The organism is Sheuella amnicola, from assembly GCF_010499255.1.
GTDB classification, from domain to species: domain Bacteria; phylum Pseudomonadota; class Gammaproteobacteria; order Burkholderiales; family Burkholderiaceae_B; genus Zwartia; species Zwartia amnicola.
Genome location: NZ_JAAGRN010000008.1, coordinates 1 through 13758 on the forward strand (window position 1 = coordinate 1; position 13758 = coordinate 13758).

A 13758-nucleotide genomic window follows, 5' to 3' on the forward strand; every position below is an offset into this window, starting at 1 on the left:
GAGCACTTGTGATTTCATTTGCAGCGCCAAGACCTGTTACAGCCCCAGCACCTGCGCACTCATTCCAAGCGCCCACACTTATCGGTTGTCAAATTTTTAAAGAACAAGGTATTGCAAATTCGGTACTGCTTTTCTGTTATCTGAATCAATTTTGTTTCAGAAGCAGAGAAACGAGATTATGAAGGACTTTTTTATCACTGTCAAACTGAACCTGAAGATTTTTACGACTTCATGACAATTCGGCGTGAAAGAAAAAATCAATGAACAGATCTTTTCAACACAATCAAGCAAGCCCGCTAATATAGCAGAAATTTTAAAAGCTTTTTGGATGCATCCAAGCATGACCGAAGATATCCTGATCAATGTCACCCCCTTCGAAACACGCGTCGCGCTCGTGTCCCAAGGTGCTGTGCAGGAACTGCACATGGAACGCACGATTCAGCGCGGCAAAGTGGGCAACGTTTATCTGGGTAAAGTGGTCAGAGTATTGCCCGGCATGCAAAGCGCTTTCATCGATATCGGACTGGAAAAGGCTGCCTTTCTGCACATTGCGGATCTGCGAGAAAATCGCAGCGAGCGCAATCATGCCCTACCGAGCACACCGATCGAAAAGCTGCTTTTCGAAGGCCAAAGCCTAATGGTGCAAGTCATCAAGGATCCTCTCGGAACAAAGGGCGCACGCCTGTCGACGCAAATCAGCATCGCGGGCAGAATGCTTGTCTATCTCCCGCATGAACCTCATATTGGAATTTCGCAAAAAATCGGATCAGAGGCCGATCGACAAATTCTGCGTGATCGCGTCCAGGCGATGGTGCCAAAGGACGAGAAAGGCGGATTCATTGTCAGGACACAAGCCGAAGGCGCGTCAGATGAAGAGCTAGCAGCCGATCTCGATTATCTGAAAATCTTATGGGCCGCGGTTCAGTCTGCGGCGCGCACTCGTCCTGCTCCGTGTTTGCTACATCAAGATCTGACGCTGGCACAGCGCGTGTTGCGCGACATGGCCAACACATCGACCAACCAGATTCTGGTGGATTCGCGCAGCACTTGCGCAAACCTCAAAACCTGGGCACAAACCTACACGCCGTCAGTCGTCGATCGCATCAAGCATTACAGCGGCGAGCGCGCGCTATTCGATACTGCGAACATCGAGGATGAAATCAAGCGCGCGCTATCGCGACGCGTCGACCTGAAGTCCGGCGGATATTTGATCATCGATCAAACCGAGGCGCTGACCACGGTCGACGTCAACACGGGCGGGTTTGTCGGCGGACGCAATTTCGACGACACGATTTTCAAAACCAATCTGGAAGCGGCGCAAGCCATCGCAAGGCAACTCAGGCTTCGCAATCTGGGCGGCATTATCATCCTGGACTTTATCGACATGGAGGACCCCGATCATAGGGAGTCGGTTTTAGCGGAACTGAATAAAGCCCTATCGCACGATCGCACCCGCGTGACGGTCAACGGGTTTTCGCAACTAGGCCTGGTTGAAATGACACGCAAGCGCACACGGGACTCTCTCGCGCATCAATTGTGCGAGCCCTGCCCGACCTGCCAGAGCCGTGGCAACGTACGCACGAGTCGCAGCGTCTGTTATGAAATCCTGCGCGAAATCCTGCGCGAAGCGAAGCAGTTCAATCCACGAGAATTCAGGATTCTGGCCGCTCAAAGCGTTGTTGACTTGCTGCTTGAAGAGGAAAGCCAGCATCTCGCGATGCTGGGTGATTTTATCGGCAAACCGATTTCGCTCGAGGTGGCAACCGACTATACGCAAGAGCAATACGACATCGTTTTGGTGTGATTTTTCTCACTCGTCTGACAAAAGTTTCTTTTCGAACGCGCGTATCTTATCCAGGCCAAGCGCGTTGTTGGTTTGCTCAAGTGATGCCATTTTGTCGACCCAACTGCGCGAATCGCCGGTCTTTTTGAGATCGGACAGAAAATCTCCCACTGCCTTGATCGTAATCCTGACCGTGCTGCTGGGAAAAAGCGCGATCGAAAAACCCATATCCTGCAACTCGCTTGCCGATCGCAATGGAGTCAGGCCTGTTTCGGACATATTGGCAATCAGCGGTCCGGGTAATTCGCGACCGATCTGTATAAGCTCGTCGAGCGACTGAGGCCCGTCGACAAACAACATGTCGGCGCCGGCTTTTTTAAAGAGCATGCAGCGATCAAGCGCCTCTTGCATGCCCATGGGACCGCGCGCGTCTGTGCGGGCGACAATGAGTGTATCGGGATTCGTCCTGGCAGCGACGGCAGCTTTGATTTTGCGAACGGCAATATCGCGAGGTTCGACGATCTTGTTATCCATATGTCCGCAACGCTTGGGCCAGGCTTGATCCTCAAGCTGAATCGCCGCGACGCCCAACCGCTCCATCCCCCTCACGGTACGAACGACGTTGGCGATATCGCCGTAGCCCGTATCGCAATCGACGATCAACGGGATATCCGTGACACGACGAATCGACAGCACGGCATCTTCGATATCAGCATAGGCAACCAGGCCGATATCCGGCTCAGCGTAGCGTGCGGCTGCTGTGGCGTAACCACTGACATAACCTGCCTCAAAGCCGGTGGCCTCTATTTGCCTGAGTTCAAGCGGAGACCCTCCCCCAGGCACGACAATGATTTCGGATTGCGCGAGACGTTTGCGTAAGATTGCTGCTGGATTCATATTGTCCTACAATTTTGTATGTAACATATGTAGGATAATATGAATCGATTCTGATGTTGTCAAACATTAAGTTGCCCGGTTTCAATCTGTCGCACCCATGAAATCAAACACCAACAATCGAACAAAAATAAGCAAAAGTCGCAGTGGCGAGACTGTGGACAATATCGTCAGTCTGATCAAGGATCAGATTCTGGACGGTAGGCTGGCACCCGGCCAAAGGCTGATCTCCACGGATTTGGTCGAGCAACTTGGCGTCAGTCGCGGACCGTTGCGCGAAGCATTTCGACAACTGGATGCGGAGGGCCTGATTGATGTCGAGCCTAATCGCGGCGCAATTGTTCGACGATTAGGTGCCGACGAAGTAAAGAATCTGTATGAAATCAGGATTGCGCTCGAGGGTTTTGCGGCGCGCCTGGCGGCTGAAAAAATCAATGAAGGTGATAACCGCGCGTTCCTGGAGAACGTATTGCATCGCGGCCGGCGTCACAGAAAGGATCCGGTTTTTTCTGCCTTCGTGAACGACAACCGGGAGTTTCACCAAGCCATTGTCCATTTATGCGGCAATCCCGAACTGGGCAAACTGATCGATAAATATCAACAACCGGTTTTCATGATTCAACTTAGGCAAATCATAGGAACCAGTCAAGTCATTGCGCATGCATTGGACGAGCACGAAAAAATCGCGGAAGGGATTTTGTCCGGGTCGCCTGAAGCGGCCTATCTGGCTATGCGCGAACATCTTATTCATTCTTCGGAGCAGATTTTGAATTCGCCTGCATTAATCAACCCCAAACACGGGAGCAAGTCATGGGCTTAACAATGACTGAAAAGATCTTCTCCTCGCACGCAAAATCCGGCCCGGTTCGCGCAGGAGAAATCGCAGTCCTCGTTCCGGATGTGGTTCTGCTGAATGACACGAGCGGATCGATCACCGTCAATCAACTCGATCTGATGGGAGTCAAACATTTGCACGATCCGGAAAAGGTTGTATTGGTTGCTGATCACTTTTCACCGCCCAAGGATGTCACGAGCGCGGAATCGATCGGATTGCTCAGAGGATTCGGCAAAAAATTCGGCATCGAGAAATTTTATGATTCAGGACGCTCGGGAATCGAGCATGCTTTGCTGCCTGAGCTGGGCAAGGTCGGCCCCGGCGGCTTGATTTTCGGAGCTGATTCCCACACCTGCACAGCAGGTGCGCTCAATGCCTGCGGGGTCGGATTCGGCTCGACCGATCTGGCTGCCGTGATCGCGACTGGCGAACTGTGGGCCAAAGTCCCCGCATCGATCCGGGTCGAACTGATCGGCAAGCCAAGTCCGTATGTGACGGGCAAGGACATCATATTGTCCCTGATCGCAAAAATAGGCGTGGACGGAGCACTGAATAGTGCCCTGGAGTTTGGTGGCCCCGGATTGACGCACTTGAATGTCGACGAGCGTTTTGCTGTTGCGAACATGGCAGTCGAAGCTGGTGCCGACACATGCGTCTTCGAATGCGATGCACAAACCTTGAAATACGTCGAACGGTCGGGATGGCAGCGCAATCAACCGATTGTCGCGGACAACGATGCAACATATCTCGCCCGCCATGAAATTCATCTGGATAAGCTTGAGCCTTTGGTTGCGGTCCCGCCCTCGCCCGCTAACGGTTCATCGTTATCCAAGATCATCGGCACGCGCATCGATCAGGTCTATATCGGCAATTGCTCAAACGGAACGATCACCGATATCCGGCAAGCTGCACACATACTCAAAGGCAGAACGGTTGCTCAGGATGTTCGTCTGGTTGTTGTGCCGGCTACCAGCGCAATCTATCGCCAGGCTTCTCGCGAAGGGTTACTCGAAATGATTTCACAAGCGGGTGGCAGTATATCCATGCCGACATGCGGAGCATGCTTTGGCGGGCACATGGGTATTCTTGCCAAAGGCGAATCTGCCATTTCGACCACGAACCGAAACTATAGGGGGCGCATGGGGCATCCGGAGTCCAAAGTCTATCTGGCCAACGCATGGGTTGCAGCGGCTGCAGCCATCGCCGGCAAAATCATTGACCCGGCAACCCTTGAGCCGACACCAAACGAACCGGCCCCACACGAGCACGCCCCACACAAGCAGGCCTCACAAAACAAGGAGCTTCTATGATGTCTTGCGGAAGCATCCATCTTTTTGGCGATCACATCGATACGGATGTGATTTTGCCTGGCAAATATCTGAATCTTTACACACCGCAGGATCTCGGCCCTCACTGCATGGAAGGTATCGATCCTTCTTTCTCCCGAAGGGTTAAAGCGGGCGATATCCTGATCGGCGGAAAAAATTTCGGCACCGGCTCATCACGTGAGCATGCTCCCATTGCGATCAAAGCTGTCGGAATATCTTGTATTGTCGCGGTCAGTTTTGCACGGATTTTTTACCGCAATGCAATCAACATCGGATTGCCCGTGTTCGAATGTCCGGAACTTGTCCAAGCCGCAGTCGATGGCGCCGCAATCACTGCGGATTTAAAAGACGGTGTATTCGAGACAGCCGGTGTTCGCTATCAAGCCAAAGCATTTCCACCCTACATCCAGCAAATCATGGAAACAGGTGGACTCGTTAATTTTGTCAGAGCACAATTGAGATAAATAACTACTCCAGGAGGCAATATGTTCAAACCACTCTTTAGCAAAGTAACCCGCAGGACATGGCTAGGATTACTAGCCTGCGCGCTGTCGTTTTCGGTCACGGCGCAAACGCAGAATAATTTTCCGAACAAGCCTATCCGTTTGATCGTGCCTTTCGCACCCGGTGGTGTGACCGACACCAGCGGAAGATTAATAGCCGATCAATTGTCCAGACGTATCGGACAGCAAGTGATTGTGGAAAACAAGCCGGGCGCATCCGGCAACATCGGATCGGCGATGGTGGTCAATTCAGAACCGGATGGTTATACGCTTGTGCTTGGGTTTGACGGCACCATGGCAATCAATCCGCACTTGTTTCCCAACATGCCATTCGATACGGTCAAGGACTTGACCCCGATCGGCAAAATAGGCAACACCATACTGATCTTGCTGGCTTATCCAAAGTTTGAAGCCCAGACGCTAAAGGAGATCATCGCCCTGTCCAAACAGCCCGGCAAAACAATCAACTTCGGCTCATCCGGAGTCGCTAGTCCGCAACACATTGCGATGGAGCTATTGAATCAGCAAACCGGGGCAAAGCTCGTGCACGTCCCTTACAAGGGTGGCGGCCAGGCGATGATCGATGCTCAAGCCGGGGTCATTCCGCTTGTGTATACCGCGGTGGCTGGAGGCTATGCCTATGTGAAGTCGGAGCGCCTTAAGCCTATTGCCGTATCCAGCAAGGAAAGAGCGGCATCTTTGCCGGATGTACCTACTTTCATCGAAAGCGGTGTCCCCGATTTTGTGGTCAATGGCTGGGTAGCGATTTTTGCGCCATCCAAAACGCCTCAACCCGTCATCGATTACCTGAACAAAGAGCTCAATGCAGTACTGATGTTGCCCGAGGTGAAAGCCAAGCTTGAAACGCTGGGTATTGAAGCCACTCCAGGCACTCCGGCTCAGTTTTCAAAAGAGTTGGCTAGCGATCTGGCACGCTATGGCAAAGTGATCAAAGACGCGAATATCAAGGCCGAACAGTAATGTGGTGAATGTCAGGATCTCACGAGCAGACTCTTGAAGTCTTGAGTTCATCGAACAGCCGGTCATGCGCATCTGACCGGCTGTTGCTTTTTAAGCATCCCTGAATTGCATTTGATACAAAGCTGCATAGGCTCCATTGGCTGCAAGCAGCTCAGAATGAGAGCCTTGCTCAATGATCCGGCCGTGATCCATCACGACGATCTTGTCGGCGTTCTGGACTGTGGACAAGCGATGCGCAATCACGAGCGTCGTGCGACCCTGCATGAGAATCTCGAGAGAAGCCTGCACCTGTCGCTCGGATTCATTGTCCAGCGCGGAGGTTGCCTCATCCAGAATCAGGATAGGCGCATCCTTGATCAGTGCGCGCGCGATGGCAAGGCGCTGACGCTGCCCGCCGGAAAGACGGGTGGCGTTTTCGCCGACGTGCGTTTGCAGCCCCAGGGGCAGGCTATCGACAAACTCAAGCAGATTGGCAGCCTTGAGCGCGTTGCGGATCTCCTGCTCGGACGCATCATGCAGTGCGCCATATCCGACATTGACAGCAATCGTGTCATCAAACAAGACGACATCCTGACTAACTAGCGACAACTGTTCGCGCAAATTTTTCAGCGAAAGTTGCTGGATATCCCGACCATCGATTAGAACGGTTCCGGCGGTGGGAAGGATAAAACGAGGCAACATATTGACCAGCGTCGTTTTGCCGCTACCCGAGCGCCCCACCAAAGCGACGGTTTGCCCGGGCTGAATATCCAGCGTGACTTGTTTGAGGGTATCGTGCTCGCCATCGGGGAAACGATGCGAAACATCTTGAAACTGAACATGACCGAATGCTCGGCCGGGCAAGGTCAGTTGAGCGTTTTCCGTTTCCGGATCCTGATCGATCAAAGTAAAAACGCTTTCGGCCGAGACCAGCATTTTTTGCATCCGGCTCGCCACTTTGGTCAATCGCTTGATCGGATCGAAAATCTGGGCAAGTGCGGCCATGAACGAGGCAAAACTACCCACTGTCAAAGTGCCCGTATTGGCCTGATTCAAAGCAACAGCGATCACGGCAGCGACTGCGCAGGCCGTAACCACTTGCGTGATCGGAGTCATGGCCGCATCCGCGGTCGCCGCGCGCATGTCAAAGCGGCGAAGCCGGCCACTGACATAGGCAAAGCGCTTGCGCTCGAAGTTGTAACCATCGAATAGTTTAATGACGCGTTGCCCGTCGATGCCTTCGCCGACAACCCGCGTAAGCTCAGCGTTCATATTCACCATGTCGCGATTGATGCGACGCAGCCGATTGATGAAGGCACGCGAGATCAAGACGGATATCGGCATGGTCACGATGATGATCAGCGTGAGTTGCCATGACATGTAAAGCAATACGCAGATCATCGCCAGCACGATCAGGGATTCGCGCACCACCACAGTCAACACGTCCGTGGCATACCCGGTCATGTAGCCGGCATCCACGGTGAATCGATTAAGCAATCGACCGGTATCGCCTTTTTTGAACTCGCTATCGGGCAAGGCAAGCAGTTTTTCGAACATTTCGCCGCGCACGCGAAGCAAAACATTATTGGCAACCCAGGCGAGCAAGTAGTCGCTGAAAAAATTGCACAGTCCGCGCAGAAATATCAATCCGATAATCGCCAGAGGCACCTGCCAGACATATTCTGGCTTGGCACCCGAAAAGCCCTCATCGAGCAAGGGCTTCATCGCAACAGCCAGGGTCGGCTGGGTTGCGGCAGCCCCCGCCATGAACAATACCGCCAGAGCCAGCCCCTTCCAGTAGGAGCCGACGCGAGAATAGATGCGGTGCCAGATATTGAGATTTAGCGGTCGGTCTGATGCAGCGTGTTCGGACGTGGTCAAGATGACACTCGGAATAAAATGGATCGTCGATTTTAACCCCTGCCCCCTTCGTCAGGCTTGGGCATAGGCGGCGAATGTCGTATCCTTCGCATCAATGAAATCAATTTCGCAACATTTTCGGCATGCCCCCGTGATGATTCGCCTACCCAATTGGGTTGGTGACGTATGCATGTGCCTGCCCGCACTCAGACTTCTTGAGTCAAGTGGAGTTCCGTATGCGGTATCAGCCCGGCCATGGGCGCGCGATCTTCTAAGCGGTATGCCTTTGCTGGATTTTGTTCCCGCGACGGGCAAGTATCTGGATGATTTAAAAATGCTGCGCCAGTGGCACCGAGCCCATCCCGAAACCGAACGCGCCATCTTGATGCCGGACTCGTTTTCCACTGCCATAATCTTCAGGCTAGCGGGATTCGATGCAGCAGGCTATCGGGACGATGGGCGCAGTCTTTTGCTCAAATGGCCGGTCGACAAGCCTGTGCCTCGTCCCCACGCTGTGCGGTCTTGGTTCGGACTCGCCCTCACCGCCTTGCATCGCTGGAATATCGCGCCGGCCTCTTCCATGCCGCACGACAAACTCGAGCTCACGCTGACGCAAACGCACAAACAGCACGCGACGCAGGTGATGATGGATGCCGGGCTAGGTTCCACCCCGTTTGTCCTGATCGCCCCGACTGCGGTCGGACGTCATCATGGTCAAATCAAAGTATGGCCTCATTTTGATGTGCTGACGCGTCGACTGCAGCAGCTTGGCTTGCGTGTGGCGATGTGTCCTCCACCAGCGGAAAGAGAAGCTGCAAAAATCGCAGCCCCCACTGCCGACTTGCTCGACCCACTGAGTCCGGGCGCTTTTTGCGCCCTCACCCGCCTGTGCGCTCTAGTCATTTGTAATGACTCTGGTGTGTCGCATCTGAGTGCCGCAGCAAACGCAAGGCAATTGACTCTTTTTGGCGTCACGGACCCTGCCAGAACAGGGCCCTGGACGCTTAACTCGGTCAATTTAGGGCAAAATGGACACTGGCCTGCTGTAGACGAGGTGTTGCAACACACGCAGCAGATTCTGTCCTTGCATGGTTGATTGGCGCATTGCTGGCTCAAATACCCTTTTCTAATCTTTTGCTCTATCCGCCCACGCTCTGCATGATTCTGCTCGTGTGCGCGGTGCTGGCCGCCCTGTTGCAACACAAACGTATCGCGATCGGATTAACCGCATCGGGATTGTTATGGGTACTCGTATGGTCTTTGCCGATCACGACACTGTATTTCGGCGGCAAGCTGGAATCCATGTATGAGTATCAACCCGCCGAATCCCAGGAAAAAGGCGATGTGATCATGGTGCTTGGCGGCAACACGCAGGCTAATCGAGCAAACTGGTTCGAGCCCTACAATCGGGCGACAGCCACGGATCGTATTGATCGTGCGCAGGCGTTGTATCTGAATGGTCGGGCACCAAAAATCCTGTTGTCCGGAGGTGCCCTGCACGGCAAGGTCAGCGAAGCTCAGGGAATGGCTCAGGTGTTAAAGCATCGCGGATTGCCCGAGAATGCTTTATTGCTTGAAAATGAAAGTCGCAACACCTATGAGAATGTCACGCTCAGTCAACCGATGCTTGAGCAGCTCGGACACCCTAAAGTACTAGTCGTCACCTCCGCCCTACATATGCCCAGAGCCATGGCGGTATTCAAAAGCAAGGGTATCAATGCGATCGCGGCTCCGGTTGCCCCGCAAATCGTTCCGCCTGATGATTACACGCTTTATCCATGGCTGCCGCATACACGAAGCCTGGAGGCGAGCCGCAGCATCATCAAAGAGTACTTCGGTCTGCTAGGGTACTGGATCAGGGACTGGATTTGAACCTGAGTGTATCGGCGTAGAGCGTTTCGTATTTTTCTGCCACCACATGCCAGGACAACGACTGCACAAGCAGCGCGCTATGTCGCAGCAGGTGCTCACGCGTTTCGGTAGACAGGCCAAGCTCGTACAAACCCTTGGCGATTTCACCCGGATCTTCCGGATCCTGCAAGACCCAGGCATCATGCATATGGGTGACATACTGCCCAAAACCACAATGCTTCGGTCCACTGACGACAACCGGCAATCCGTGCGCCATAGCTTCGAGCGGGGCCATGCCAAAACTATCCAGCAAAGTCGGATGCACATATACATCGGCTGCCTGATAGTATTCGGACACATTCGATGTAGGTGGAATCAAGCTGATTCGATCGGCTAGCTCAGGATGATGCGCATCCAGATAGTCATGAACGTCGGGCTCGGCCCCAACCACCGCCAGACGGAATGAAACCGGCAAAAGCGCCATCGCATCCAGGACAGCGGCAAATCCTTTGCGTAAAGGATTTCTGGCGACCAGCAGGCATCCGATGTCGGTGGGTGCCCATCCAAGTCGATGACGAACATGCTCGCGCACGTCAGGACTGAAATCCACCGGGTTCGCGCCTGGAGGAATCACAACAAGCGGCAATCCGGTCCCATATGCATCAACCAAGCGATCCCGCAACCACGGAGACACTGCGACAACATGCCGTCCCGGTTTGGGCCGCACGGCAGCGGCCTCAAGCAACAGATAGGCAATATTGCTGGGCTGGCACCACACCCACAACCGCTTGAGCAACGATCGTCCGAACAAACGACGATAACGGATCGGCGCGACATGGATGACATGGATATCACCTGCACCGCCGTACATGTGTGAATGTACGATGTCGTAACCGGACTTAGTGAGTTTTTTGGCTTGTCTGGCAAAGTGCCAGACACGGATCCAGCTTGGCCAAAAGCTTCGATACTTGATCAATTCTTCTTTGACCGGTAGATCGTGATCAAACTCGTGAGCGATCACAGTCACATCGTGACGTGCCGAAAGAATCTCGAACAGGTTCACGCCATACGCTTCTGCGCCGCCAAACTTGCGCCCAAATCGATCCACCAGAAACGCAATGCGCAAACGCTCAGACACGGCGGCGATCCTCATGCTTGGTCAGGGTCTTTTGAAAAAATCTCAAAAGATGGGTTGTGCGCCAGATGCCGACTCTAGGCAATTCAAACAAATCATCATGCGCACCGGCTAGTCCGCGTGCGGTAGTCGTGGCATTGGTGTAGCCGGCAAGCCTGGCGATCTCGCAATGGTCGGAATGGAATTCCCCGAAAGGATAGCAAAACGCGGTGACATCGACATCCACTGCCTGACTGAGTTTGGCGCGTGAATCGCTGATCTGACGCACCGCCTCCTGGCGATCGATTTTGGGCAAATGAACATGATCCAAAGTGTGCGAACCAACCTCTTGACCTGCGCGTGCCCATTGTCTGATTTCGTCTAGCGACATCAGCGGCGAAAAAGGAACATTGTTGTCGGCGTCCCATACGTTGCCGCCATCGAACTGATTCGCGACAAAATAATTGGTGGCTGTAAAGCCCGTCTCTTTCAATACCGGCAAGGCGTGCTTGAATACGTTTCGAAAACCATCATCGAACGTTATTCCGAAAACTTTTCCTTGCTTCTCGCCCGTAAGATATGGCATCAGGTCATGCATACTCAGTCCGGTGTACCCGAGCCGATGCATCCAGATCATCTGTCGGCGAAATGCGGCGGGATGCACCGTCAGTCCGCGAAAACGCGTGCCTCTCGGTGCGGGCAAATCGATCTGGTGATACATCAGGATAGGAATCGACATGCTGATATGGTTTCGGATGAATGATTCAGGCTTGTTGATAAACGGAAACCGTGCGTGCAACAAAGTCGTGCAAATTAAACTCTTTCAGTGCGCGAGATCGGGCCGCTTGCCCCATGGTAATCAATAGATCAGGTTTTGCGAGTATCTTTTTTAACACTTCGGCAATGGCATGCGAGTTTTTAACCGGCACGATCCAGCCTTCAACTCCGTCAGTCAAGTTTTCAGGCAACCCTCCGGCATTGGTAATCAACACCGGCAGGCCCATGGACATCAATTCGCGGCATGCAAAAGACAGAGCCTCCTGATACGACAAAACGAAGCCTGCATCACAAGCGGCGAGAATGTCGCGCACATCATCGGTCAATCCGGGAAAGCTGACTTGATCCAACATTGCGGCCGATGCGACTTGGGCCATTTTGGCCTCATTGGGAATATCTCCGGCCACGATCAGATGAAAACGATCGCGCAGCGTTGGATCAAGACTGCCGACAGCTTGAACCAGATCGAGCCATCCCTTTTCGTAATCCGTGCCACCGGCACTACCTAAAACAATCTTGTGCTCATAGCCCTGACCCAAAAATCGGATACGCGCCGCCATTTTTTGCGCATGGGTGACCGGAGCATAAAAGTCCGTGTCAATTCCATGTCGAACCGTGACGATTCCGCACCGACGATAGGGTGAACGCATCATGAGTTTATTGACGTGATCACTCACTGCGATCACGCGATCCGTTGCAAGACGAGCGCGCAACTGATGGCCGAAGCTGGTGACTGCGTGTTCATTGTGCTTGGTGAAAATAACCTTGGGACGATGGCGCATACCGAGCAAAGCAAGCATGACCTGCTTATGATCGGCCGAACCGTTGGCATGCACGATGTCGTATCCGTCTTGTTTGATCAACTTACGCAATTGCGCGCGTGGCCCAAGCCATGAAGACGGCCTGGTCGTGTAATGCATATCCACCATCTTCACGCCGGGGATCATTTGCGCATGACGGTAAAGCCTGCTGCTTTTGGGAGTGGCGACTGTCACTTGATGTTGCCCGACCAATCCCTGAAGCAAATTAACGATGTAGGTGACATGACCACCACCGTTGCGACCATGAAAATTGGTGAACAGGATTTTCATGGTTTGTTGTCCCGATCTTTATCCAGATTCAAAAACATCAACTTCGAATATCTGAAAAAACTGCCCGATGCCGCGGCAACAGCAAGGACAAAGCCATGCCGACCATCGAGAAATCCCCGACGGATGATGTAGATGCGGATAAAAGTCCAAATGCTATGCAACATCAGACCGGGAATCCCCACGCGCTTGCCTTTGGCCGACATCGCTGCGGCGGCTTCGCCGGAATAACGATTGATCTTGGTGATCAGCGCATCCATGTTTTCATATGGATAATGCATGAACCAGGACTTCAGTCGCGCGACCTTCGCCGTTGTCTGTACGCGTTCATGCACGGCGACATCGGTAAAGCGGCCCGCATCCCGTTTGAACAATCGCAGCACATAGTCCGGCCACCAACCACTATGTCGAATCGGCTTGCCGCAAAAGCTTGATAACCGGGGGATTTCGAAAGCCTGATATTGATCTGCACGCATGACCTGCAGGATTTCAGCCTGAAGTTCAGGTGTCACGCGTTCATCGGCGTCTATCGACAATACCCAGGGCTGGGTAGCCTCCTCGAGTGCCCGATTTTTTTGCGGACCGAATCCGGGCCAGTCGGAGGTTTGAGTGACCTTGGCGCCAAACGCTTGTGCAATCTCCACCGTACGATCAGTGCTGCCGGAATCTACCACGATGATTTCATCGGCGAAAAGGACCGACTCCAAACACGCTTGCAAGTGTTTTTCCTCGTTCTTGGTGATCAGAATGACACTGACACCCAAG

At 53.2% G+C, this 13758-nt stretch carries 14 protein-coding genes; 8 read left to right on the top strand and 6 right to left on the bottom strand.

Translation table 11 applies throughout. From position 1 onward, the window contains the following. Together G3I67_RS14935 and rng are read left to right on the top strand one after the other, a co-directional pair. A partial coding sequence (locus G3I67_RS14935; RefSeq protein WP_203583639.1) for a hypothetical protein occupies positions 1-182 on the top strand: 182 nt, incomplete at its 5' end. A 158-nt stretch (positions 183-340) separates the two neighbouring features. Further along, the gene (gene rng, locus G3I67_RS11685) at positions 341-1804 is read left to right on the top strand and encodes a ribonuclease G (protein ID WP_163655562.1); all 1464 of its coding nucleotides are present in this window, start codon (positions 341-343) and stop codon (positions 1802-1804) included. 6 nt (positions 1805-1810) lie between these two features. Here rng and G3I67_RS11690 read toward each other — a convergent pair whose 3' ends face one another. Then, positions 1811-2680, bottom strand: coding sequence for an isocitrate lyase/PEP mutase family protein (locus tag G3I67_RS11690; RefSeq protein WP_163655564.1), 870 nt, complete (start codon positions 2678-2680; stop codon positions 1811-1813). Between the two features lie 154 nt (positions 2681-2834). On the opposite strand from G3I67_RS11690, the gene G3I67_RS11695 reads away from it, so the two are divergent. Genes G3I67_RS11695 through G3I67_RS11710 form a run of 4 tightly spaced genes read left to right on the top strand, consistent with a single transcriptional unit; the run spans position 2835 to position 6324 of the window. Beyond that, entirely contained in the window at positions 2835-3497 is a 663-nt protein-coding gene (locus G3I67_RS11695) for a GntR family transcriptional regulator (RefSeq protein ID WP_163655566.1), read from the top strand. A gap of 2 nt (positions 3498-3499) precedes the next feature. Beyond that, a complete protein-coding gene (locus G3I67_RS11700) occupies positions 3500-4822 on the top strand; it encodes an aconitase/3-isopropylmalate dehydratase large subunit family protein (protein WP_203583640.1) in 1323 nt (440 codons plus the stop codon). After that, positions 4819-5304, top strand: a complete 486-nt coding sequence (locus G3I67_RS11705) for a 3-isopropylmalate dehydratase small subunit (protein WP_163655570.1) — start codon at positions 4819-4821, stop codon at positions 5302-5304. Before G3I67_RS11700 ends, G3I67_RS11705 begins: the two co-directional genes overlap by 4 nt. A gap of 21 nt (positions 5305-5325) precedes the next feature. Further along, the gene (locus G3I67_RS11710) at positions 5326-6324 is read left to right on the top strand and encodes a Bug family tripartite tricarboxylate transporter substrate binding protein (protein ID WP_163655572.1); all 999 of its coding nucleotides are present in this window, start codon (positions 5326-5328) and stop codon (positions 6322-6324) included. Positions 6325-6414: 90 nt separating this feature from the next. Here G3I67_RS11710 and msbA read toward each other — a convergent pair whose 3' ends face one another. Then, positions 6415-8184, bottom strand: coding sequence for a lipid A export permease/ATP-binding protein MsbA (gene msbA / locus G3I67_RS11715; RefSeq protein ID WP_203583641.1), 1770 nt, complete (start codon positions 8182-8184; stop codon positions 6415-6417). 133 nt (positions 8185-8317) lie between these two features. Between msbA and G3I67_RS11720 the strand changes: the two genes are divergently transcribed. Further along, a complete protein-coding gene (locus tag G3I67_RS11720; protein ID WP_235931902.1) occupies positions 8318-9259 on the top strand; it encodes a glycosyltransferase family 9 protein in 942 nt (313 codons plus the stop codon). 62 nt (positions 9260-9321) lie between these two features. Continuing rightward, on the top strand, positions 9322-10035 hold the full coding sequence (locus tag G3I67_RS11725; RefSeq protein ID WP_163655576.1) for a YdcF family protein: 714 nt from the start codon (positions 9322-9324) through the stop codon (positions 10033-10035). Here the strand turns inward: G3I67_RS11725 and G3I67_RS11730 are convergent. From G3I67_RS11730 to G3I67_RS11745, 4 genes are read right to left on the bottom strand one after another with little or no spacing between them, the layout of a single operon-like run. Continuing rightward, the gene (locus tag G3I67_RS11730) at positions 10019-11140 is read right to left on the bottom strand and encodes a glycosyltransferase family 4 protein (protein ID WP_163655799.1); all 1122 of its coding nucleotides are present in this window, start codon (positions 11138-11140) and stop codon (positions 10019-10021) included. The two genes, G3I67_RS11725 and G3I67_RS11730, sit on opposite strands and share 17 nt — an antisense overlap. A gap of 4 nt (positions 11141-11144) precedes the next feature. Further along, entirely contained in the window at positions 11145-11867 is a 723-nt protein-coding gene (locus tag G3I67_RS11735; RefSeq protein WP_203583642.1) for a polysaccharide deacetylase family protein, read from the bottom strand. A gap of 25 nt (positions 11868-11892) precedes the next feature. Beyond that, positions 11893-12996: a glycosyltransferase gene (locus G3I67_RS11740; protein WP_163655578.1), complete on the bottom strand. Its 1104-nt coding sequence runs from the start codon at positions 12994-12996 to the stop codon at positions 11893-11895. Further along, positions 12993-13757 (bottom strand): glycosyltransferase family 2 protein, encoded by a 765-nt coding sequence (locus G3I67_RS11745; protein WP_163655804.1) that lies wholly within the window; start codon positions 13755-13757, stop codon positions 12993-12995. Before G3I67_RS11745 ends, G3I67_RS11740 begins: the two co-directional genes overlap by 4 nt. Position 13758: the final 1 nt, after the last annotated feature.